Annotated in this window: 19 protein-coding genes; 8 read left to right on the top strand and 11 right to left on the bottom strand. The window is 70.5% G+C overall.

The features are described from left to right. Positions 1-48 precede the first annotated feature (48 nt). A complete protein-coding gene (locus tag A3G1_RS0132255; protein ID WP_018353634.1) occupies positions 49-672 on the top strand; it encodes an RraA family protein in 624 nt (207 codons plus the stop codon). A gap of 103 nt (positions 673-775) precedes the next feature. Here A3G1_RS0132255 and A3G1_RS0132250 read toward each other — a convergent pair whose 3' ends face one another. Beyond that, positions 776-1,222: a hypothetical protein gene (locus A3G1_RS0132250; RefSeq protein WP_018353633.1), complete on the bottom strand. Its 447-nt coding sequence runs from the start codon at positions 1,220-1,222 to the stop codon at positions 776-778. A 79-nt stretch (positions 1,223-1,301) separates the two neighbouring features. Continuing rightward, positions 1,302-1,694 carry a winged helix-turn-helix transcriptional regulator gene (locus A3G1_RS0132245; protein ID WP_018353632.1) on the bottom strand — a complete coding sequence of 131 codons (393 nt, stop codon included), beginning with the start codon at positions 1,692-1,694 and terminating at the stop codon, positions 1,302-1,304. An 84-nt stretch (positions 1,695-1,778) separates the two neighbouring features. Here A3G1_RS0132245 and A3G1_RS0132240 point away from each other — a divergent pair, with 84 nt between their 5' ends. Beyond that, the gene (locus A3G1_RS0132240) at positions 1,779-2,717 is read left to right on the top strand and encodes an NADP-dependent oxidoreductase (protein ID WP_040480504.1); all 939 of its coding nucleotides are present in this window, start codon (positions 1,779-1,781) and stop codon (positions 2,715-2,717) included. On the opposite strand, the gene A3G1_RS0132235 is transcribed toward A3G1_RS0132240, so the two are convergent. Next, a complete protein-coding gene (locus tag A3G1_RS0132235; RefSeq protein ID WP_018353630.1) occupies positions 2,707-3,300 on the bottom strand; it encodes an MBL fold metallo-hydrolase in 594 nt (197 codons plus the stop codon). The two genes, A3G1_RS0132240 and A3G1_RS0132235, sit on opposite strands and share 11 nt — an antisense overlap. 73 nt (positions 3,301-3,373) lie before the next feature. On the opposite strand from A3G1_RS0132235, the gene A3G1_RS0132230 reads away from it, so the two are divergent. Genes A3G1_RS0132230 through A3G1_RS42030 form a run of 3 tightly spaced genes read left to right on the top strand, consistent with a single transcriptional unit; the run spans position 3,374 to position 6,101 of the window. Further along, a complete protein-coding gene (locus A3G1_RS0132230; RefSeq protein WP_018353629.1) occupies positions 3,374-4,303 on the top strand; it encodes a GlxA family transcriptional regulator in 930 nt (309 codons plus the stop codon). A 21-nt stretch (positions 4,304-4,324) separates the two neighbouring features. Beyond that, on the top strand, positions 4,325-4,804 hold the full coding sequence (locus A3G1_RS0132225; protein WP_018353628.1) for a GNAT family N-acetyltransferase: 480 nt from the start codon (positions 4,325-4,327) through the stop codon (positions 4,802-4,804). A gap of 25 nt (positions 4,805-4,829) precedes the next feature. After that, positions 4,830-6,101, top strand: a complete 1,272-nt coding sequence (locus A3G1_RS42030; RefSeq protein WP_018353627.1) for an alpha/beta fold hydrolase — start codon at positions 4,830-4,832, stop codon at positions 6,099-6,101. Here A3G1_RS42030 and A3G1_RS0132215 read toward each other — a convergent pair. Then, positions 6,091-6,966 carry an NAD-dependent epimerase/dehydratase family protein gene (locus tag A3G1_RS0132215; protein WP_026212745.1) on the bottom strand — a complete coding sequence of 292 codons (876 nt, stop codon included), beginning with the start codon at positions 6,964-6,966 and terminating at the stop codon, positions 6,091-6,093. The two genes, A3G1_RS42030 and A3G1_RS0132215, sit on opposite strands and share 11 nt — an antisense overlap. Positions 6,967-7,006: 40 nt before the next feature. On the opposite strand from A3G1_RS0132215, the gene A3G1_RS0132210 reads away from it, so the two are divergent. Continuing rightward, the gene (locus A3G1_RS0132210; RefSeq protein ID WP_018353625.1) at positions 7,007-7,978 is read left to right on the top strand and encodes a GlxA family transcriptional regulator; all 972 of its coding nucleotides are present in this window, start codon (positions 7,007-7,009) and stop codon (positions 7,976-7,978) included. On the opposite strand, the gene A3G1_RS0132205 is transcribed toward A3G1_RS0132210, so the two are convergent. The 5 genes from A3G1_RS0132205 to A3G1_RS37875 form a co-directional block, all read right to left on the bottom strand. After that, positions 7,951-8,805, bottom strand: coding sequence for an alpha/beta fold hydrolase (locus A3G1_RS0132205; RefSeq protein WP_281167864.1), 855 nt, complete (start codon positions 8,803-8,805; stop codon positions 7,951-7,953). The genes A3G1_RS0132210 and A3G1_RS0132205 overlap by 28 nt on opposite strands. Positions 8,806-8,853: 48 nt before the next feature. Next, positions 8,854-9,156, bottom strand: coding sequence for a hypothetical protein (locus tag A3G1_RS37885; protein WP_018353623.1), 303 nt, complete (start codon positions 9,154-9,156; stop codon positions 8,854-8,856). 75 nt (positions 9,157-9,231) lie between these two features. After that, a complete protein-coding gene (locus A3G1_RS0132195; RefSeq protein ID WP_018353622.1) occupies positions 9,232-12,039 on the bottom strand; it encodes a vitamin B12-dependent ribonucleotide reductase in 2,808 nt (935 codons plus the stop codon). After that, complete coding sequence (gene nrdR, locus A3G1_RS37880; RefSeq protein ID WP_083937249.1) at positions 12,036-12,620, bottom strand: transcriptional regulator NrdR; 585 nt, start codon at positions 12,618-12,620, stop codon at positions 12,036-12,038. The genes A3G1_RS0132195 and nrdR overlap by 4 nt, the downstream gene beginning before the upstream one ends. Before the next feature lie 261 nt (positions 12,621-12,881). Further along, positions 12,882-13,166, bottom strand: coding sequence for a LysM peptidoglycan-binding domain-containing protein (locus tag A3G1_RS37875; protein ID WP_018353620.1), 285 nt, complete (start codon positions 13,164-13,166; stop codon positions 12,882-12,884). 250 nt (positions 13,167-13,416) lie between these two features. Here A3G1_RS37875 and lexA point away from each other — a divergent pair, with 250 nt between their 5' ends. Next, complete coding sequence (gene lexA, locus A3G1_RS0132180; RefSeq protein WP_425411420.1) at positions 13,417-14,205, top strand: transcriptional repressor LexA; 789 nt, start codon at positions 13,417-13,419, stop codon at positions 14,203-14,205. 153 nt (positions 14,206-14,358) lie between these two features. Here lexA and A3G1_RS37870 read toward each other — a convergent pair whose 3' ends face one another. Together A3G1_RS37870 and hflX are read right to left on the bottom strand one after the other, a co-directional pair. Further along, positions 14,359-16,101 carry an NHL repeat-containing protein gene (locus A3G1_RS37870; protein WP_051110736.1) on the bottom strand — a complete coding sequence of 581 codons (1,743 nt, stop codon included), beginning with the start codon at positions 16,099-16,101 and terminating at the stop codon, positions 14,359-14,361. 72 nt (positions 16,102-16,173) lie between these two features. Continuing rightward, positions 16,174-17,574 carry a GTPase HflX gene (gene hflX / locus A3G1_RS0132170; RefSeq protein WP_245563652.1) on the bottom strand — a complete coding sequence of 467 codons (1,401 nt, stop codon included), beginning with the start codon at positions 17,572-17,574 and terminating at the stop codon, positions 16,174-16,176. A 141-nt stretch (positions 17,575-17,715) separates the two neighbouring features. Here hflX and A3G1_RS0132165 point away from each other — a divergent pair, with 141 nt between their 5' ends. Continuing rightward, the gene (locus A3G1_RS0132165) at positions 17,716-19,197 is read left to right on the top strand and encodes a malic enzyme-like NAD(P)-binding protein (protein WP_083937244.1); all 1,482 of its coding nucleotides are present in this window, start codon (positions 17,716-17,718) and stop codon (positions 19,195-19,197) included. Positions 19,198-19,260: the final 63 nt, after the last annotated feature.

The following is a 19,260-nucleotide window of genomic DNA, read 5'->3' as shown; positions in this document are numbered from 1 at the left end:
AGCGCCGCCAGTCATTGAGTTAGAACCTCTAAAGCTCAGAGGATGGTTATGGACGACTTCACAGCATTCCGGGAGATCCCTGCTACGACGCTGGCCGAGAGCCTCGGCCGGGCACAGGTCATGGATATCGGCATCCGGCCACTGTGGACGCCGGTGCCGAGGATCGCGGGACCGGCCTTCACCGTGCGGTGCCCGCCGGGCGACAACCTGATGCTGCACGCCGCGATCTACCGGGCAGCCCCCGGTTCCGTGATCGTGGTCGAGTCCGGTGACCTGGACTACGCGCTGGCCGGCGGGAACGTCTGCGCCGTCGCCCAGCGCCGTGGCGTGGCCGGATTCGTGCTGGACGGCCTGATCCGGGACCTCGGCGAGATACGCGAGAACGGCTTCCCGGTCTTCGCCCGTGGCATCATCCCGATCCCCGGCACGAAGGGCGCGGCCGGGCCACTGAACACGCCGGTGCGGTGCGGCGGCGTGACCGTGGCGCCCGGCGACATCGTCGTGGCCGACGAGGAGGGCGTGGTCGCCGTACCGGCTGCCCGGGCGGCGGAGATCCTCGCCGTGGCTCAGGCCAAGCTGGCGAAGGAGGCCGCCGAGAGCCTCAGCGACTGGGAGGCCGCCCACCGAGCCAAGGTCGACAAGGCGCTGGCCGGGCTGGGTTTCACCGGCTGACAACTGAAACCGGGGCCTCGCCCGCCGGGCCGATCGGCTTCCTGGACTCCCCAGAACGCCGCGACCCTGACCGGCGAGGCCCCGCTGCTTACTTCGTGGCTGCTTACTTGAGGGTGGCCGAGCAGGTCACGCTCTTGCTGGCGGTCTTGGTGGCGAGCACCTTGCCGGCCTGCGAGATCTTGCAGGTGAGGGTGCCCGTGCCGCTGGCGGCGATGCTGATCATGCCGGACTGGCCGACGGTGGCCGTCTTCCGCCACGGCAGGCTCACGTTGCTCGCGGTGTCGGCCTCGGCGGCGGTGTTGTAGTTGAGGCTGCTGGCGGTGCCGGTACCGGTGACTTCCAGCGTCACGGCTCCGCCGCCGCCAGCACCAACCTTGGTACCGGTGGCCTTCGGGGTGGCGGTGGCCGCGCCGTACTTCGCCGTTGTCGGCGTCGCGGTGGCGGTGACCTGGGTGTTGGTGTGCGTGCGCGTCCGCGACCGGCGCTTGCAGCCCGGCAGCAGGGTGACCACGAGGGCCGCGGCGAGGATGATGGCGATCTGCTTCTTCATATCCGGCCAGCCTGCCGTAACCCGGTTTCGCCGCGCTTTCATCTCGCTAGCGTTCCGCATGAATCGAACGGCTTCGACCTCACACGGGCACAGTGGACTGTGGCGTGAGGACCGGCTGGGCCTCGTATGCCTCGCACGCCGCGTCGATCTCCTCGATGTGCCGCTCGGCCCATTCGCGGACGGCCTGGAGCGGGCCGCAGAGGCCGTGGCCGAGCGGGGTGAGGGCGTACTCGACGCTGGGCGGGGCCGTCGGGAAGACCGTGCGGGTGACGAGGCCGTGTTTCTCCAGCTCGCGGAGGGTCTGCGTGAGGACCTTCTGGCTCACGCCGTCCAGGAGGCGGCGGAGTTCGCCGAAGCGGTGCGGGCGTTCCTGGAGGGCGCAGATGACGAGGAGCGACCAGCGGTTGGACACCAGGCCCAGCACGTACCGGCTCGGGCAGTCGCGAAGGTACACGTCGTAGGTGGTTTCCATCGGGTACCTATAACACGGCAAGGTACCTACAGCACAAGTTTGTGCCTTCTTGCCGCCGGTAACCAGGTGTCCGAGGCTGGGGTCATGCGAGTGATCACAGTTGAGAAGTTCGGTACCGAGCCGCAGACCGTCGTGCCCGGTGAGGCCGTCCGCCCGGAGCCCGGCCTCGGCGAGGTGCTGATCGAGGTGCACGCGACCAGCGTGAACCCGGTCGACGCGAAGAAGCGCTCCGGCGACCTCGGCGACCTGGTGGGCGCCGCTCCCTACGTACCGGGCTGGGACGTGTCCGGTGTCGTCGTGGCCAGCGGGCCGGGCGCGCGGTGGGAGCCGGGCGACGAGGTGTTCGGGATGCCGCTGTTCCCCGTACCGGCGAACACGTTCGCGGAGTTCGCGCTGGCCCCGTCGTACCAGGTCGCCAGGAAACCGGGCACAGTGGACCACGCCACGGCCGCCGGGCTGCCGCTCGCCGGGCTGACGGCCCTCCAGGCGCTCGACCTGGCCGGTGTGGGTACCGGGACGCGGGTGCTCGTGCATGCCTCGGCCGGCGGGGTCGGGCATCTGGCGGTGCAGCTGGCTGCGGCCCGGGGCGCGCACGTGATCGGTACCGCCCGGCAGGTCAACCACGAGTTCGTGCGCGGGCTCGGGGCTGCGGAGGTCGTGGACTACACGGCAGCCCCGTTCGAGACGCAGGTGTCCGATGTGGATGTGGTGCTGGATCTGATCGGCGACGAGTACAGCCACCGGTCACTCGGCGTACTCCGGCCGGGCGGCGTCGTGTACCGGCTGGTCGGGCCGGTCGACGACGAGCTGAGGGCTGCCGCCGCCGCGAGGGGCGTGCGGGCGGCCACTCACCTGGTACACCCTGATGGTCCTGGTCTGAGCCGGCTGGCGGAGCTGGTCGATGGCGGTCAGCTGAGGCTGGCCGTGGCCGGCCGGCTCCCGGTGGAGCGCGCCGCCGAAGCGTTCGCGCTCAGTGACACCGGGCGGACCAGGGGAAAGCTGGTGCTGACAGTCAGCGGATAGACGAAGAGGTGGGCTTGAACGGGGCGCCGTGGCCGGGGACGATCACGTCGGCGACGGCGAGGACGCGCTCACGGCTGGCGCGCAGGCGGTCCCGGTCGGGGGCGATCGGGTCCTCGGCCGGGCCGGTCTCCCGCCACCACAGGTCGCCGGCGAAGGCCACGACGCCGTCTGCCGTGCCAGCCAGGACGGTGATGTCCTCGTGGCTGTGGCCGGGGGTGCGGATCAGCTTGATCGACGGGGTCAGCTCGTAGCCCTCCGCGTCGCGGTCCTCCCACTGGTCGTGGGTGTAGATGGCGTGGTGGTCGTGCATGCGCGCGTTGCCGAACAGGCCTGCGTTGATCGTGTTGTCCGGGTGGTGGTGGCTGAGCACCACGTCGGTGATCTGGTCCGGGGTGACGCCGAGGTCGGCGAGGGGCTTGAGGATGGCGTCCTGGCCCGGGACCATGCCCGGGTCGACGACGATGCGCCGGTCGCCCTCGGCGAGGTAGGACACGGTGGCGGCGACGCCGGGGCCGGTCGAGGTGGTGTAGCCGATCGAGAGGATCTGGTAGAAGGCGCTGGTCTCGCGGGGTGCGTCAGTCATGCCTAGATCATTTCTGATCTTGTACCCGGGCGCCAGTGGCACGATTGCCAACCATCGCAGGTATCATGCCAAGATGTTGTCGATCGCCGCGTACGCTCCCCCGGGCACCGGAGCCTTCGGGCTGAGCCTGGTCGCCGAGGTGTTCAGCCCCCGGCCCAGCCTGCCGCCCTTCGAGCTGGCGGTCTGCACCGACGAGCCCGGCCCGGTGCTGACCGACCCGGGGCTGACCGTGCACGTGGAGCACGGCCTGAGCACGCTGGACAGTGCCGATCTCGTCCTCGCGCTGCCCGGCATCCACTATGACCGGTGGAGTGCCGGGGCGGTAGCCGGGTTCCGGGCGGCAGCCGGGCGCGGGGCGCTGGTCGCCGGGCACTGCGTCGGGGTGTTCCTGCTGGCCGAGGCGGGGCTGCTCGACGGCCGGCGCGCGACGACGCACTGGCGGTTCGCGGCGAAGCTGCACAGCGGGTACCCGGAAGTCGTCATCGAGCCGCACCACCTGTACATCGACGAGGGCCAGATCCTCACCGGGGCCGGGGCAGCTGCGGGCCTGGACATGTGCCTGCACCTGGTCCGGCGTGAGCACGGCGCGGGCGTCGCCAACGCCATCGCGCGGGAGCTGGTCGTGCCGCCGCACCGCGAGGGCGGGCAGGCGCAGTTCGTCGCGGCTCCCCTGCCGCCGCCCGGGACGACCGGGCTGTCCGAAGTGCTCGACTGGGCGAAGGCACACCTGAGCGAGAGCCCGTCGGTCGACGATCTGGCGGCCCGGGCGCGGCTGAGCCGGCGCACGTTCATCCGCAGGTTCCAGGAGGCGACCGGGACCTCACCCGGAGCGTGGCTGATCGCGCAGCGGCTCCAGCTCGCCGAGGAGCTGCTGGAACGCACGAGCCTGCCGCTGGAGGAGGTCGCCAGGCTGGCCGGTTACGGAAGTGCCGCCATGCTGCGCGAGCAGTTTGTCCGCCGGCGCGGCGTACCGCCCAGTGAATACCGGAAGACGTTCGCCTAGATCGCTATTACAGTCCGCGGCGTGCAACTCAGAACAGACATCGAAGATCTGGTACTCCGCGAGCTGACCATCGCGGACACCGAGGCCTACCACGCGCTCCTCCAGGCGAGCGCCGGGCACCTGACCCAGTTCGGGAACTACGAGGACGACCTCGCACAGTCCCTTGAGGACGTCCGCGAGTACTTCAGGAACCCTGACGACGACAACTACCGCTTCGGCCTGTGGTACCAGGGCGAACTCGCCGGGCGCGCCGACCTCAACCCGGTGAACCCGCCGCACTTCGTCCTCGGCTACTGGCTCGGCGGCACCTACACCGGCAAGGGGCTGGCCACGGCTGGCTGCGAGGCGCTGATCCGCTACGCCGGGAAGGAACTGGCCGCGACCGAGATCTACGCCGGCGTCACGCACGGCAACGACAAGAGCGTCGCAGTCCTCGACCGGCTCGGCTTCGAGCAGGTCGCCGAGTTCGAGGACTACACCCGGTACCGCAGGGTTCTCTAGGTTCGAGTACGAGGGAGTCACCGGGATGCAGACGTTCACGACGCCGGACGGTACGGAGCTGGCCTACCGGGTCACGGGTGACGGCCCGCCGCTGGTGTGCGTGCCGGGCGGGCCCGGGCAGGCCTCCGCCTACCTCGGAGACCTGGGCGGCCTCACGGCGTACCGGGCCCTGGTCCTGCTGGACAACCGGGGTACCGGGGCGTCGGCGGCCCCCGCAGACCCGGCCACGTACCGGATCAGCCAGCTCGCCGAGGACATCGAGGCGCTGCGGATCCACCTCGGGTACGAGCGGGTCGACCTGCTGGGCCACTCGGCGGGCGGCGGCACCGCGATGCTGTACGCGGCGGCGTACCCCGACCGGGTCGGCCGGCTCATCCTGGCCAGCCCGTCCCTGCGGGTCACCGGGCTGCCGTCCGGCCTCGGCGCGGACGCCGTGATCGCCAGCCGGGCCGGGGAGCCGTGGCACGCGGAGGCCGTCCGGGCGCTGACGGCCGAGGCCGGAGACGCCGACGAGCTGTGGCGGCTCCGGTACGCGTCGGCCCCGTTCCTGTACGGCGAGTGGAACGCGGTGACGCAGGCCCAGGCCGGACGGGAACGCGCCGAGTTCGCCCCCGAGGCCGAAGCCGGGTTCTACGCGGAGTTCGATGTGGACGGTGCGGCCGTCCTGGCGGAACTCGCGAAGCTGGGCGACCGGGTACTCATCATCGGCGGTGACCTCGACATCTGGCCCACCCGGGAAGCGCTGGCGGCCCTGAACACCCAGGTACCGGGCTCGCGGCACGTGACAATCCCCGAGGCTGGCCACTTCCCGTGGCTCGACAACCCGGCGGCCTTCGCGTCCGCTGTGGACGGCGGGCTCCACGTCCGGCCAGCCGGGACGACGGCGGAGATCAAGGACTGGCAGCACGTCCACAACGCGATCATCCCGGCCGACGCGCTGAGCCTGGAAGAGGTCCGCGAGCGGGTCACGCGCAACCGGCTCGACGTCGCCTACGCCGCAGGCACCATCGTCGGCTGCTCCACCGTCCGGCCCCCGGCCGAACCCGGCGCCCCGGCCATCGTGATCGCGCGGGTCCTCGCGGAACACCGTGGCCAGGGCTTCGGCACCGAGATCCACCACCAGGCCCTCGCACACGCCCGCGAGGTACTCGGAGCCGAGGCAGTGGAGACGATCGTCTGGGTTCCCAACACCTCCGGCCTCCGCTTCGCCGCAGCGAACGGCTACACGGAGGAAACCGACCGGTACCAGCCCGAGGGCGAGGAAGGCACGTACCTCACGCTCCGCCTCACCTCCTGAACACCCGCTCCAGTGGCGTGGCCCGGACACCGAGCAGGCGCTCGGTGTCCGAGGCGTCCAGCACGAGTGGCTGCTCGTCCAGGTAGAGCATCTCCTCGACCTCGGCGAAGATCGGTCCACCGGAACGCAGCTCGCCGACGGTCATCTCCGCCAGTACCGGCTCCGGGGCGGCGGCCAGACGGGCGACCAGCCGCGCCAGCTCACGGACAGTGAGCACTGTGGACGGTACGTGCCATGCCCGGCCCCAGGACTGCGGGGACCGCGCCGCCGCGATCAGCGTCGCGGCCACGTCATCGACAACCGACCAGGCGTGCGGCACGTCGAGCCCGCCCGGGATCCGGACCGGCTGCCCGGCCCGGATCTGCTGCTCGGCGAGCAGGGTGAACACCGACAGCGCGCCCTGACCGAGAAAGTCACTGGCTCGTACCTCGGTCACGCGGGCGTCCGAGGCGAGCGCTTCCTCCCAGATCCTTGCCCGTACCCGGCCCTTCGCGCTCACCGGCCGCATCGGCTGGTCCGGGCGGAACGGGCCGTCGGCCGGGCCGTAGCCGTACACGTTGCCGAGCATCACGTACCCGGCGCCCGTCCGCTCCGCCGCGGTCAGCAGCCCGCTGGCCAGCGCCGGGAACTCCTGGACCCACCGGTCGTACGCCGGAGCCGAGACCTGCACGAGAGTCTCCGCACCGTCGACGAGCTTGGTCAGCGCGTCGGCGTCGGACGCGTCGGCAGCCACCCGCTCGATCAGGGGATGCTCGTGACCACTCCCCGAACGGGTGACCTGCCGGACCCGCTCACCCGCCTCGGCCAGCCGCGCAGCCGTGGCCATACCAACAGCACCAGCACCGACAACCACATGAAAAGTCATGGCCCAAGCGTCTCGCCGCAGGCCCGGCTAGCCTAGTGGCGTGAATGCCAGGGAACCGGAGGATCTGGCCACGCACCGGATCGCCGTCATCGCCGTGCCACCCGTCTTCACCTTCGACCTCGCCGTACCAGAACTGATCTTCGGAGCGGTCGTCCACCATGGCCGCCCGCGCTACGAGATCCGCGTCTGCGCCGCCGAACCGGGGCCGATCGCCAGCTTCGGCAGCACCGGCCTGACCGCCCGGCACGGGCTGGAGATCGTGGCCGAGGCCGACACCGTGCTGGTCACCGGCAAGGGTTCACAGACCTTTGTGGACGAAGCAGTGCTGGAGGCACTGCGCGCGGCCGCAGCCGCCGGTACCCGGATCGCTTCGATGTGCACGGGCGCTTTCGCCCTGGCCGCCGCCGGGCTGCTCGACGGCCGCGGCGCGACGGCTCACTGGCAGACCACAGCCGAACTGAGCAGCCGCTATCCGCAGGTCGACGTCCGGCCCGACGTCCTGTACGTCGAGGACGGCCCCATCTTCTCCTCGGCCGGCGTCGCCGCGGCGATCGACCTGTGCCTGCACCTGGTCCGATCCGACCACGGCGCGGCGGTCGCGAACGAGGTTGCCAGGGCTGCCGTGGTCGCACCGGTCCGGCACGGCGGCCAGGCGCAGTTCGTCGAGTCCGCGCTGCCGCCCGAACGCGGCACGACCCTCGCACCCACCCGCGCCTGGGCACTGACCCGGCTCGGCGAGCCGATCAGCCTCACCGACCTGGCCCGGCACGCCAACATCAGCCTGCGCACGCTCACCCGCAGATTCAAGGCGGAGACCGGGCTGAGCCCGCTGCGCTGGCTGCTCGCCCAGCGCGTCGAACGCGCCAGGGAACTCCTGGAGACCACCAGCCTCCCGATGGACCAGGTCGCCCGGCACGCAGGCCTGGGCAGCGCCGACTCCCTCCGCGACCACCTCCGCCGCCACGTCCGCCTCACCCCGAGCGCCTACCGCTCGGCGTTCACCCGGGCGTGAGGCGTCACCTGCAGGAAGTCCCGCAACACCTTCGCCAGGTCCTGCGGAGTCTCCAGCCACGGGCTGTGCCCGGCTCCGGGGATCACCGTGAACCGGGCTCCGGGCAGGGCTTCGGCGAGCTGGGCGACGTTCCAGGCCGGCCGGGGGTCTTCGCTGCCGTGGACGAAGAGGGCCGGCATGGCCAGCTTCGCGGTGCGCGCCAGGGCCTCGGCCACGGAGATCGTCGCCGCGTCTGCCGAGAGCTGGACGTTGGCCGCCACATTGATCGGGTACGGGGCCGAAGCCTCCTCGGCGGCCCAGCCAGGCGCGCGCACCGGATCGGCGTAGTCGGGCAGCCAGCTCAGTACCCGGTACTCGTGCTCCTCCGCAGCGCTGCGGACCGCGAGACCCTGGAGAGCCGCCAGCCGGGTGCGCTGGTCCTCGGTCAGACGCCGGGCGAACTCCGCCTTGAACGGTTCGCGCCACGCGTCACCGGGGCCGACACCAGAGCAGTAGACGAGCCGGGTGACCCGATCCGGGTACTGCCAGGCATAGGCCAGGGCGAGCGTCGCGCCCCACGAGTGGCCGAACACCGCCCACCGCCGCACCCCGAGGCCCGCCCGGACCTCGTCGAGATCCGCCACGGCCCGAGCCAGCCCGTAGTCCCCCGGCCCGCTCGACCGCCCGCATCCCCGCTGGTCAAACCGATACACGCGGTACCGGTCAGCGAGCATCCCCGACACCGGCCCGAGATAGTCCCACATGCCCGGCCCACCGTGACACAACACAACCGGCGCCCCACCCTCCGGACCCTCCACAGTGGTCCAGAGCTCCGCGCCATCCCCCATGACAACCGACATCCGGCCAGCATAGGTCCAGCGTGGACAGCGGCGGCCCTACTCGGGGTCGAACTCGATGCTCAGCTGCGACCGGTAGGCCGTGCCGCCCAGCTGGCTGACCGGGTACACGGCCGGACGGCCCTCGACGAACACCTCGACCGCCCGGTACGCGAACCCGTCCTGGGCAGCCTCTTCCCACGAGAACTGGACGACGGCGCCGGGTTCCAGGCCCCGGGCTCCCTCGATCCTGAGTGCCGCCCAGAGCACCCATACGTCGCCCGGCACGTCGGGGCTCCGCACGACACCCCAGCCGTCCTCGTCATGCCAGACGAGGACCTGCCCCGTACTCAGGTTGTCCACAAGGTCTCCGATCTGCGGGAACGGCAGAGGGCGCCGGGTGAACCCGGCGCCCTCTGCACTAGTACCAGATAATCGCTAGCTGCACCCGGAGGTGGAGCCGCAGCCTTCGCAGACGTAGCAGCTGCCCGCAGGGCGCATCTTCGTGCCGCAGGTGAAGCACAGCGGCGCGTCGGCTGCCTTGCCCTGGACCAGCTCCAGCAGCTCCGTCGAGGAACCGAAGGCGCGCTGCTCCGGGGCCGGGGCCGCCGGGGCCTCGGTGGTGACCTCGGCCGAGGACGCCAGGCCCACCAGGTCGACCTCGACCGCCTCGCCGTTGACCTGGGCGATCCGCTCAGCGTTGGTGAAGATGCCCATCTCGGCACGCTTCTCGAACGGGAGGAAGTCCAGGGCCAGGCGGCGGAAGATGTAGTCGATGATCGAGTTGGCCATCCGGATATCCGGGTCGTCCGTCATGCCGGCCGGCTCGAACCGGGTGTTCATGAACTTCTCGACGTAGGTCTCCAGCGGCACGCCGTACTGGATGGCGACCGAGACCGCCACCGAGAAGGCGTCCATGATGCCCGCCAGGGTGGAGCCCTGCTTGCCGAGCTTGAGGAAGACCTCGCCCAGGCCGTCGTCCGGGTAGGACGAGGCGGTCAGGTAACCCTCGGCGCCGCCGACCGAGAACGACACGGTCTGCGAGGCCCGCTTCTTCGGCAGCCGCTTGCGGACCGGGCGGAACTCGACGACCGGGGCCTTCTCCGCGACAGCCGGGGCCTCTTCCGTCTTCTTCTTGCCGACGGACAGCGGCTGGCCGACCTTGCAGTTGTCCCGGTAGATCGCCAGGGCCTTCAGGCCGAGCTTCCAGCCCTGGTAGTAGATCTCCTCGACGTCGGCGACGGTGGCCGTCTCCGGCATGTTGACCGTCTTCGAGATCGCGCCGGAGATGAAGGGCTGGATCGCGGCCATCATCCGGACGTGGCCCATCGGGGCGATCGTCCGCTCGCCCATCGCGCAGTCGAAGACCGGGTAGTGCTCCAGCTTCAGGCCCGGCGCGTCGACGACGTGGCCGTGCTCGGCGATGTAGGCGACGATCGCCTCGACCTGCTCCTCCTGGTAGCCCAGGTTGCGCAGGGCGCGCGGCACGGTCTGGTTGACGATCTGCATCGAGCCGCCGCCGACCAGCTTCTTGAACTTGACCAGCGCCAGGTCCGGCTCGACGCCCGTCGTGTCGCAGTCCATCATCAGGCCGATGGTGCCGGTCGGGGCGAGGACCGAGGCCTGGGAGTTACGCCAGCCGCCCTTGGCGCCGAGCTTGTTGCCCTCGGCCCATTCCTTCGTGGCCTGCTTGATGATCGCGGCGTCGTTCACGGCGTAGTGACGCAGCGCGTCGTTGGCCGCGGCGTGCTTGCGCATGACCCGCTGGTGGGCGTCGGCGTTACGGGCGTAGCCGTCGTACGCGCCGACGATGCCGGCCAGCTCGGCCGAGCGCCGGTACGCGGTGCCGGTCATCAGCGAGGTGATCGCGGCCGCGTACGCCTGGCCGGTCTCCGAGTCGTAGGGCAGGCCGGCGGCCATCAGCAGCGCGCCGAGGTTGGCGTAGCCGATGCCGAGCTGCCGGTACGCGCGGGTCGTGTCGCCGATCTTCTCGGTCGGGAAGTCGGCGAAGCAGATCGAGATGTCCATCGCGGTGATCACGAACTCGACCGACTTGACGAACCTCTGCACGTCGAAGGTGCCGTGCGCGTCGACGAACTTGAGCAGGTTCAGCGAGGCGAGGTTGCAGGACGAGTTGTCCAGGTGCATGTACTCGCTGCACGGGTTCGACGCGGTGATCCGGCCGGTCTCCGGGCAGGTGTGCCAGTCGTTGATCATGCCGTCGTACTGGATGCCCGGGTCGGCGCACTCCCACGCGGCCTGGGCCAGCTTGCGGAACAGGTCCTTGGCGTCGACGTGCTCGATGATGTCGTGCGACATCCGGGCACGCAGGCCGAACTGGCCGCCGGTCTCCACGGCACGCATGAACTCGTCGGAGACGCGGACGGAGTTGTTCGCGTTCTGGTACTGCACGGACACGATGTCCTTGCCGCCCAGGTCCATGTCGAAGCCAGCGTCCCGCAGCGCGCGGATCTTGTCCTCCTCGCGCGCCTTGGTCTCGATGAACTCCTCGATGTCCGGGTGGTCGACGTCGAGGATGACCATCTTGGCCGCCCGGCGGGTCGCGCCGCCCGACTTGATCGTCCCGGCGCTGGCGTCGGCGCCGCGCATGAAGGAGACCGGGCCGCTGGCGGTGCCCCCGGAGGACAGCAGCTCCTTCGAGGACCGGATCCGGGACAGGTTCACACCCGAGCCGGAGCCGCCCTTGAAGATCAGGCCCTCTTCCTTGTACCAGTCGAGGATCGAGTCCATCGAGTCGTCGGCTGCGAGGATGAAGCAGGCGCTGACCTGCTGCGGGGACTTCGTGCCGACGTTGAACCACACCGGGGAGTTGAAGCTGAACACCTGGTGCAGCAGCATCCAGGTCAGCTCGTGCTCGAAGACCTCGGCGTCGCCGCCGGTCGCGAAGTAGCCGTGGTCCTCACCGGCCTTGCGGTAGGTCTTCACCACCCGGTCGATGAGCTGGCGCAGGCTCCACTCACGGCCCTCGGCGCCGACTGCTCCCCGGAAGTACTTGGTGGTGACGATGTTGGCGGCGTTCACCGACCAGAACTCGGGGAACTCCACCCCGCGCTGCTCGAAGTTGATCGAGCCGTCCCGCCAGTTGGTCATCACGACGTCACGGCGCTCCCACTGCACCTCGTCGTAAGGATGCGTGCCCTCGGTCGTCCACACCCGGTCGACCTTGAGCCCCTTGCCCCGGCGCCCCCCGCCAGCCGTACTGCGCTGACTCACCGCCTCGGTCATGCTGCTCCCCCTCGATGGGCGGCCTCTGCCGCGTTGAAAACCTTGAAAACGTCTTTTTTCGCTGTACCGTCCGGGCGCGCCGCCCCGTCAGGGCGCACTGCACCGTCCGGCTTCACCGCTACCGCGCTCTCCGAGTCGTGCTCGCTGCGCAGCACCGCGATCTCGCGCTCGAAGTCGGCCAGCGACTCGAAGCTCCGGTACACGCTGGCGAACCGCATGTAGGCGACCTCGTCGAGATCCCGGAGCGGGCCCAGGATGGCCAGCCCGACCTCGTGGCTGTTCACCTCCGCCGACCCGCGCGCCCTGACGGCCTCCTCGACCGACTGGGCGAGCAGTGCCAGCGCGTCCTCGGTCACCGGGCGGCCCTGGCAGGCCTTGCGTACCCCGCTGATGATCTTGGCGCGGCTGAACGGCTCGGTCACGCCGCTGCGCTTCACGACGGCGAGGATCGCCTCCTCGACCGTGGTGAACCTCTTGCCGCACTCCGGGCAGGACCTCCGGCGGCGGATGAGCTGGCCGTCCTCGGCTTCGCGGGAGTCCACGACCCGCGAGTCCGGATGACGGCAATACGGACAGCGCACGACCTCACCCCCCAGCCTCTATTGTCCACGCACGCGTCGCCACCGTGAGTAGCTAAACCCCAACTTGTAGGTGAGCTACCCCGGTACGACTACTAGATGTGGGGGTAACGCTAGGCCGCACGCGCCCTTCGTGCAAGCTGATCGGATAAACCCGCCGGTCGTGCCGGCGCGTTTGCGCAGGACGCGCGGAGCAACCGCGAGATGAGCTTCAGATGAACTGTGAGGAGCCCGACAGCGGGCTACCCTAAACGACCGGTGGGGTCAGCTGCGCACCGGGAGCACAAGATGTTGCCCCGGGTGGATCTGGTACCCGGCGGGCAGCCTATTAGCAGCCTTGAGGCGCTGCACAGCCGTGTACGGGTCCATGTCGGGCAGCTCACGTGCCGCGATCGACCACAGGCTGTCACCCGGCAGCACGACAGCCACCGCGGCCTCCCCGTGCGTACCGGCGGCGAGGCTCGACGGGGCCGCCAGCGCGAGCAGGCCGAGCAGGATCATGGTCAGGATCGCGGTCAGCACCCACCGGCCGCGCCGGGTGAGCCGCACCGGCCGCCTGCCGGCTGCAACTCGAACACCAGCACGAGCACCAGCCGGCCGCGCGCCCCCCGCGCCAGCCCGCTGACCAGCGGAAATCGCCGTCATAGCATCCCCCTGCCGAACACAAGTTCGATCGAACGCCCGTACGATGTTTAGCAGAAACCGGCGCCCGAAGCGAGTGCCCGGCGGCGTGTCTTACGAACAAGCGTTTGAACCGGCTCGCAAAACCGGCTAACGTGATGCCGAGACCCTGGGCGGGATCTATCCCGTCGCTCAGCACCGCCGGGTGACCCCCGGCCGACCCCGGAGGATCGACGTGGCTTCCCACGACGGCGCCGACCAGCGGCCCGCTGCCGCCCCCCGTGCGGGAGCGAAGAAGAACGCCACCCGGCCGCTGACCCAGCGTCAGCAGCGGATCCTCGAGGTGATCTCGGAGTCCGTCGAGCGCCTCGGCTACCCGCCGAGTGTCCGGGAGATCGGCGAGGCTGTCGGCCTGGCCTCGGCCTCCTCCGTGGCCTACCAGCTCGGCGTGCTCGAGCAGAAGGGCTACCTGCGCCGCGACGCCAACCGCCCGCGGGCCGTCGACATCCGCTCCGGCGCCTCCGGGCCCGGCCGTGGCTCGGCTGGCGGCGGTTCCGTCAGCCACCTGGCCGACCGCGCGGAGCGTCCCGCGCCGGTCATGGTCCCCATGCTCGGCGCCATCGCGGCCGGTGGCCCGATTCTCGCGGAGCAGACCATGGACGAGACCTTCCCGCTCCCCCGCGAGCTGGTCGGCGAGGGCAGCCTGTTCATGCTGAAGGTCAAGGGTGACTCGATGATCGAGGCCGCGATCTGCGACGGCGACTGGGTCGTCGTCCGCCAGCAGCCCGACGCCGAGACCGGGGACATCGTCGCGGCCATGCTCGACGGCGAGGCGACCGTGAAGACCTACCGCCGCCGCGAGGACGGCCACCTGTGGCTCATGCCCCGCAACCCCTCCTACGACCCCATCCCCGGCGACGAGGCCACCATCCTGGGCAAAGTCGTCTCCGTACTACGTCGCCTCTAGAACTCTCGGTCCCCTCGGTCCCTTGCTCTTGATCTAACGCGCGGTGGCCCGCTGAGCGGAAATCTGACAAGCAACGCGAAAGCCCGTGTACTGGTCTGTACACGGGCTTTTGCGTTGCGCAGCTCAGATTTTCGCTCAGCGGGTCGGCACAACCTACTTCTTCTTGGGGGAGCGCAGGCCTAGGTCCGGGTCGTTGTCGCCCGCTCGGAGGTCGTCGAAGCCGAAGCTCATGTCGTCCTCCACCGGGCGGGCCTTGCGGGCCTTCGGCTTCGCTGCCGCCTTGACCGGGCGGTCCGGCACCGGGGCCGGGGCTGGCGGGGGCGGTACGGGGGCTGCGGCTGCCGCCGGGCGGGCGCGGCCAGCTGAGGCCGACGGGCGCGGCGGACCTGCGGCGGGCTGGACGATGCCGGGCGCGGTGGGCCGGCCCGCGGCTCGGGCGCGGACACCCCGGGCGGGCTTCGGCTCGTCGAGGAAGGCCAGCGGGTCCGGCTCGGCCGGTACGCGCGGGATCGCCGAGGTGTCGTCGTTGGCCGGGACCGGCGGGCGCCCGTAGACGGCGCCCTTCGCAGCTGGGGCCTTCGGGACCTCGGGGGCCGCCGGGCTGCCGCCGCCGGGGTGGATCGGGCCGGGTGGCGGCGGGATGCCGGGGCCACCGCCCGGGCCGCCGGGGCCTGGGCCGTCCGGGCCACCGTCGGGGCGGGCCCGGCCGGTGGCCTTGCGGACGCGGGCTTCCTTGGCGCGGGCGGTACGGGACTTGCGGATGCCGACGACACCGGCGATGACCATGATCAGGCCGAGCACGCCGACGGCGCCGACCATCATCGCGATCTCGCCGAGCGTGAGGCTGTCGGGGGCGTCGCCCGACTTCGCCGCGGTACCGGCCGGGTTGTTCTTGGCGGGCGGCGGCGGTACGGCAGGGGTGTACTTGAGGATCGACGGTTTCTTGTCCGTGACACTGTCGCCGGACGTCTCCGACACGGTCAGGAACGCCGTGCCGTCCTTGCTGTACGCGATCGCCTCGCCCTGCGGCTCGTCCGGCAGCGGGGTGATCCGGGGCTTGTTCTTGGTGAGCGCGCCGATCACGTCACCATTCGCCACGTCCCATTCATAGGCGTCGGTATAGGTGCGGAGCACGGCTTTCGTGCCGTCCGGCGAGTTCGCGCCGCCGGTGACCATCATCTGGCCGAGCATCGCGGGGACCGGCCCGCCGGGGGTGCCGGTCTTGGTGGCGGTGAACGTGCCGACCTTCTTCAGCGGGACGCCGTTCGGGCCCTCGGCGAGCGGGGCCTCCGGGACGTAGATGCCGGACTCGGTGAGGCTCTTGGTGACGATGATCGGGGTACCGTCGCCGTTCAGCAGCAGGGCTTCGGCGTCCTTCGCCCCGTCCGGGTACGCCAGGCGGTAGAGCTGGGCCTTGCGCTTGGTGCCCTCGCCGGTGACCTTCCAGAGGGCGACGGTCTTCCGGGTGGTGCCGGTGGCGGTGAAGGCGTTGTTGTCGCCAGTGTCGGCGATCCAGATCGTGCCGTCCTTGGCGACAGCCACGTCCTCGGTGTCGAAGATGTCCTGGCCCTGGGTGCCCTGGAACTTGCTCGTCAGCTTGCAGGCCCCGTCGAAGAAGAACACCGTGACCCGGCGCAGGATCTCGCGCGCGCCGTCGTCGGGGCCGTCGGCGATCGCCGCGTAGCCGTCACCAAACGACGCAAGCCCGCTGAGCTCCTGGAGGCGCGGGTCCGAGGTGTCTGTGATCTTGCAGACCTGGGTGCCCTTCACCGGGGCCGGGATCACAGGCCCCGCCGACCCGCTCGGGCCAGGCGTGGGGGCTGCGAAGGCCGCCGGGGTAACGAGTAACCCGGCGGCCACGATCGACCCGATGAGCACGAAAACGTGGCGGCGCATCGGCCTAGTGTGCCAGCAGTTCATTGATCATGGAGACAACCCGGGTCGGCTGCCCGGATTGTCCCCGCGTGCTCACACCTTGTACGGCTCCAGTTCCGCAGCCAGGCCCTCGGGCGCCCTGACGTGCAGCTTCGTGCCGCCCTCGGTGTGCTCCGTGCTCAGGACCTCACCCAGGCGGTGCAGCCGGGCCACCAGGTCACCCCGGTCGTACGGGACGACGGCGGTCAGCTCGACCGCGGGGCGGGGCAGCCGCTCCTCGATCGCCGCACGCAGCTCAGGGATGCCCTCGCCGGTACGGGCCGAGACGAAGAGGACGCCGGGCCAGTCCCGCTTGATCAGCAGGATCTGCTCCGGATCCGCCGCGTCGATCTTGTTCACGACGAGCAGCTCCGGCACCCGGTCGGCATCCACGTCGGCGAGCACCTCGCGCACCGCGCGGACCTGCTCGGCCGGGTCGGGATGCGAGCCGTCCACCACGTGCAGGACGAGGTCGGCGGCCGCCACCTCTTCCAGGGTGGACCGGAACGCCTCCACGATCTGGTGCGGCAGGTGCCGGACGAAGCCGACCGTGTCCGAGAGCGTGTACTCCCGGCCGTCGGAGGCCCGCGCCCGGCGGGTGGTCGGGTCGAGGGTGGCGAACAGCGCGTTCTCCACCAGCACCCCGGCACCGGTCAGGTTGTTCAGCAGGCTGGACTTCCCGGCGTTGGTGTAGCCGGCGATCGCCACCGCCGGTACGGCGTTGCGCGACCGGCTGGCCCGCTTGGTGTCCCGGATGACCCGCATGGCCTTGATCTCCCGGCGCAGCTTCGCGATCCGGGTGTTGATCCGCCGCCGGTCGATCTCGAGCTTGGTCTCACCGGGACCACGCAGTCCCACGCCGCCCGCGCCGCTGGCACTACCGCCGGCCTGCCGGGACAGCGTCTTACCCCAGCCTCGCAGCCTGGGTACCAGGTACTGGAGCTGGGCCAGCTCGACCTGGGCCTTACCTTCCTTGCTCTTGGCGTGCTGGGCGAAGATGTCGAGGATCAGCGCCGTGCGGTCGACGACCTTGACATTGAGCCTCTCCTCCAGGTTCCTCAGCTGGCTCGGGGACAGCTCACCGTCGCAGATGACGGTGTCGGCTCCGGTGGACACGACCGCGTCACGCAGCTCGTCCACCTTGCCCCGGCCGATGAACGTCGCGGGGTCGACGCCGGTCCGGCGCCGCTGGACCAGGCCCTCGAGCACCTGTGAGCCGGCGGTCTCCGCCAGCTGAGCGAGCTCAGCCAGGGAGTTGTCCGCGTCGGCGACGGTGCCCGCTGTCCAGACCCCCACCAGGACGACCCGCTCCAGGCGGAGCTGGCGGTACTCGACCTCGGTGATGTCCTGGAGCTCTGTCGAGAGCCCGGCCACCCGCCGGAGCGCGTTACGCTCTTCGAGGTCGTAGTCGCCAGTGGTCGTCTCTTCTTCCAAATCCGAGACGAATACGTTGATGTCAGACAAGTGCACTCCCATCGCTAATACCAAGGGTGGCACGGCCGGCCAGCCAGCGCATCCCCATAACCCGTGCTGACACGGGCCGGGCAGAAGTGACCTACCTGCGAGTAACCGGGCCTGCGGGCACGAGCAGTGACGATGGGGAGAGAATTAACCGCCCGTCGAAGTGCGAGAGAGAAGGAACATTTCGTGGCCGCCAGCCTGCCGAGCGCCGGATTCTCCATCACCATCCGTGTCGCGCTGCCCGCCGACTCCTCTGCCATCGGCCGCCTGACGACGGCCGTCGGTTCCGCCGGCGCGATCGTCACCGCGCTGGACGTGGTGGACTCCGACCACCTGCGGGTCCTGGTCGACATCACCTGCGACACGTCCGACGCCGCGCACGCCGACCAGATCGTCACCGGGCTGCGGGCCGAGGACGGGTTCGACGTCCGCAAGGTGTCCGACCGGACGTTCCTGCTGCACCTCGGCGGCAAGATCGAGGTCCAGAGCAAGGTCTCGCTGCGTACCCGTGACGAGCTGTCCCGGGCCTACACCCCCGGGGTCGCGCGCGTCTGCCTGGCCATCGCGGAGAACCCGGAGGACGCCCGCCGCCTGACCATCAAGCGGAACACCGTCGCGGTGGTCACCGACGGCTCCGCCGTTCTCGGGCTGGGCAACATCGGGCCGTCGGCCGCGCTGCCGGTGATGGAGGGCAAGGCTGCCCTGTTCAAGAAGTTCGGCGGCGTCGACGCGTGGCCGGTGTGCCTGGACACCCAGGACACCGAGGAGATCATCAGCATCGTCAAGGCGCTGGCCCCGGTGTACGGCGGGATCAACCTGGAGGACATCTCGGCGCCCCGGTGCTTCGAGATCGAGGCCCGGCTGCGGGAGCTGCTGGACATCCCGGTGTTCCACGACGACCAGCACGGTACGGCGATCTGCGTGCTCGCCGCGCTGACCAACGCGCTGCGGGTGGTCGGGAAGAAGATCGAGGACGTGCGGATCGTGGTGTCGGGGGCTGGCGCCGCGGGTACCGCGATCATGAAGCTGCTGCTGAAGCAGGGCGCCGGGGACATCATCGCGTGCGACCGTAAGGGCGCGCTGCACCGCGGCATGGCCGACCTCACCCCGAACTGGGAGTGGCTGGCCGCCAACACGAACAAGAGCAACTTCTCCGGTACCGTGCGCGAGGCCCTGGCCGGTGCCGACGTCTTCATCGGCGTGAGCGCGCCGAACATCCTCACCGGTGACGACATCGCGACGATGGCCGAGGGTTCGATCGTCTTCGCACTGGCCAACCCGGACCCGGAGGTCGACCCCCGCGAGGCCCGCAAGCACGCGGCGATCGTCGCGACCGGACGGTCCGACCAGCCCAACCAGATCAACAACGTGCTGGCCTTCCCCGGCGTGTTCCGCGGCATGCTCGACGCGCAGGCCGAGGAGTACACGGAGGAGATGGGCCTGGCCGCAGCGCGGGCCATCGCCGACGTGGTCGGCGAGGACAAGGTCAACGCGAGCGTCATCGTGCCGAGCGTGTTCGACGCCCGGGTCGCGCCGGCCGTGGCCGCCGCCGTCCGCGCTGTCGCCAAGGGCGAGAAGCCGGAGCGCCCGGACACCGTCGTGGTACCGGCGCCGTAGGCGTATCTGGCGTCGGGCCGGCCCTGTCAGCACGGCGTTTGCCGCGCCGGGGCCGGTCAGCCG

The organism is Longispora albida DSM 44784, assembly GCF_000379825.1.
Lineage (GTDB): Bacteria > Actinomycetota > Actinomycetes > Mycobacteriales > Micromonosporaceae > Longispora > Longispora albida.
The sequence above is the reverse complement of the archived record's forward strand: the minus strand, read 5'-3'. Positions and strand labels throughout refer to the sequence as shown.

Coding starts and splice junctions, on each gene's coding strand:
- A3G1_RS0132255 (WP_018353634.1), top strand. CDS start 49: ATGGACGACTTCACAGCATTCCGGGAGATCCCTGCTACGACGCTGGCC.
- A3G1_RS0132250 (WP_018353633.1), bottom strand. CDS start 1,222: ATGAAGAAGCAGATCGCCATCATCCTCGCCGCGGCCCTCGTGGTCACC.
- A3G1_RS0132245 (WP_018353632.1), bottom strand. CDS start 1,694: ATGGAAACCACCTACGACGTGTACCTTCGCGACTGCCCGAGCCGGTAC.
- A3G1_RS0132240 (WP_040480504.1), top strand. CDS start 1,779: ATGCGAGTGATCACAGTTGAGAAGTTCGGTACCGAGCCGCAGACCGTC.
- A3G1_RS0132235 (WP_018353630.1), bottom strand. CDS start 3,300: ATGACTGACGCACCCCGCGAGACCAGCGCCTTCTACCAGATCCTCTCG.
- A3G1_RS0132230 (WP_018353629.1), top strand. CDS start 3,374: ATGTTGTCGATCGCCGCGTACGCTCCCCCGGGCACCGGAGCCTTCGGG.
- A3G1_RS42030 (WP_018353627.1), top strand. CDS start 4,830: ATGCAGACGTTCACGACGCCGGACGGTACGGAGCTGGCCTACCGGGTC.
- A3G1_RS0132215 (WP_026212745.1), bottom strand. CDS start 6,966: ATGACTTTTCATGTGGTTGTCGGTGCTGGTGCTGTTGGTATGGCCACG.
- A3G1_RS0132205 (WP_281167864.1), bottom strand. CDS start 8,805: ATGGGGGATGGCGCGGAGCTCTGGACCACTGTGGAGGGTCCGGAGGGT.
- A3G1_RS0132195 (WP_018353622.1), bottom strand. CDS start 12,039: ATGACCGAGGCGGTGAGTCAGCGCAGTACGGCTGGCGGGGGGCGCCGG.
- A3G1_RS37870 (WP_051110736.1), bottom strand. CDS start 16,101: ATGCGCCGCCACGTTTTCGTGCTCATCGGGTCGATCGTGGCCGCCGGG.
- A3G1_RS0132165 (WP_083937244.1), top strand. CDS start 17,716: ATGGGGAGAGAATTAACCGCCCGTCGAAGTGCGAGAGAGAAGGAACAT.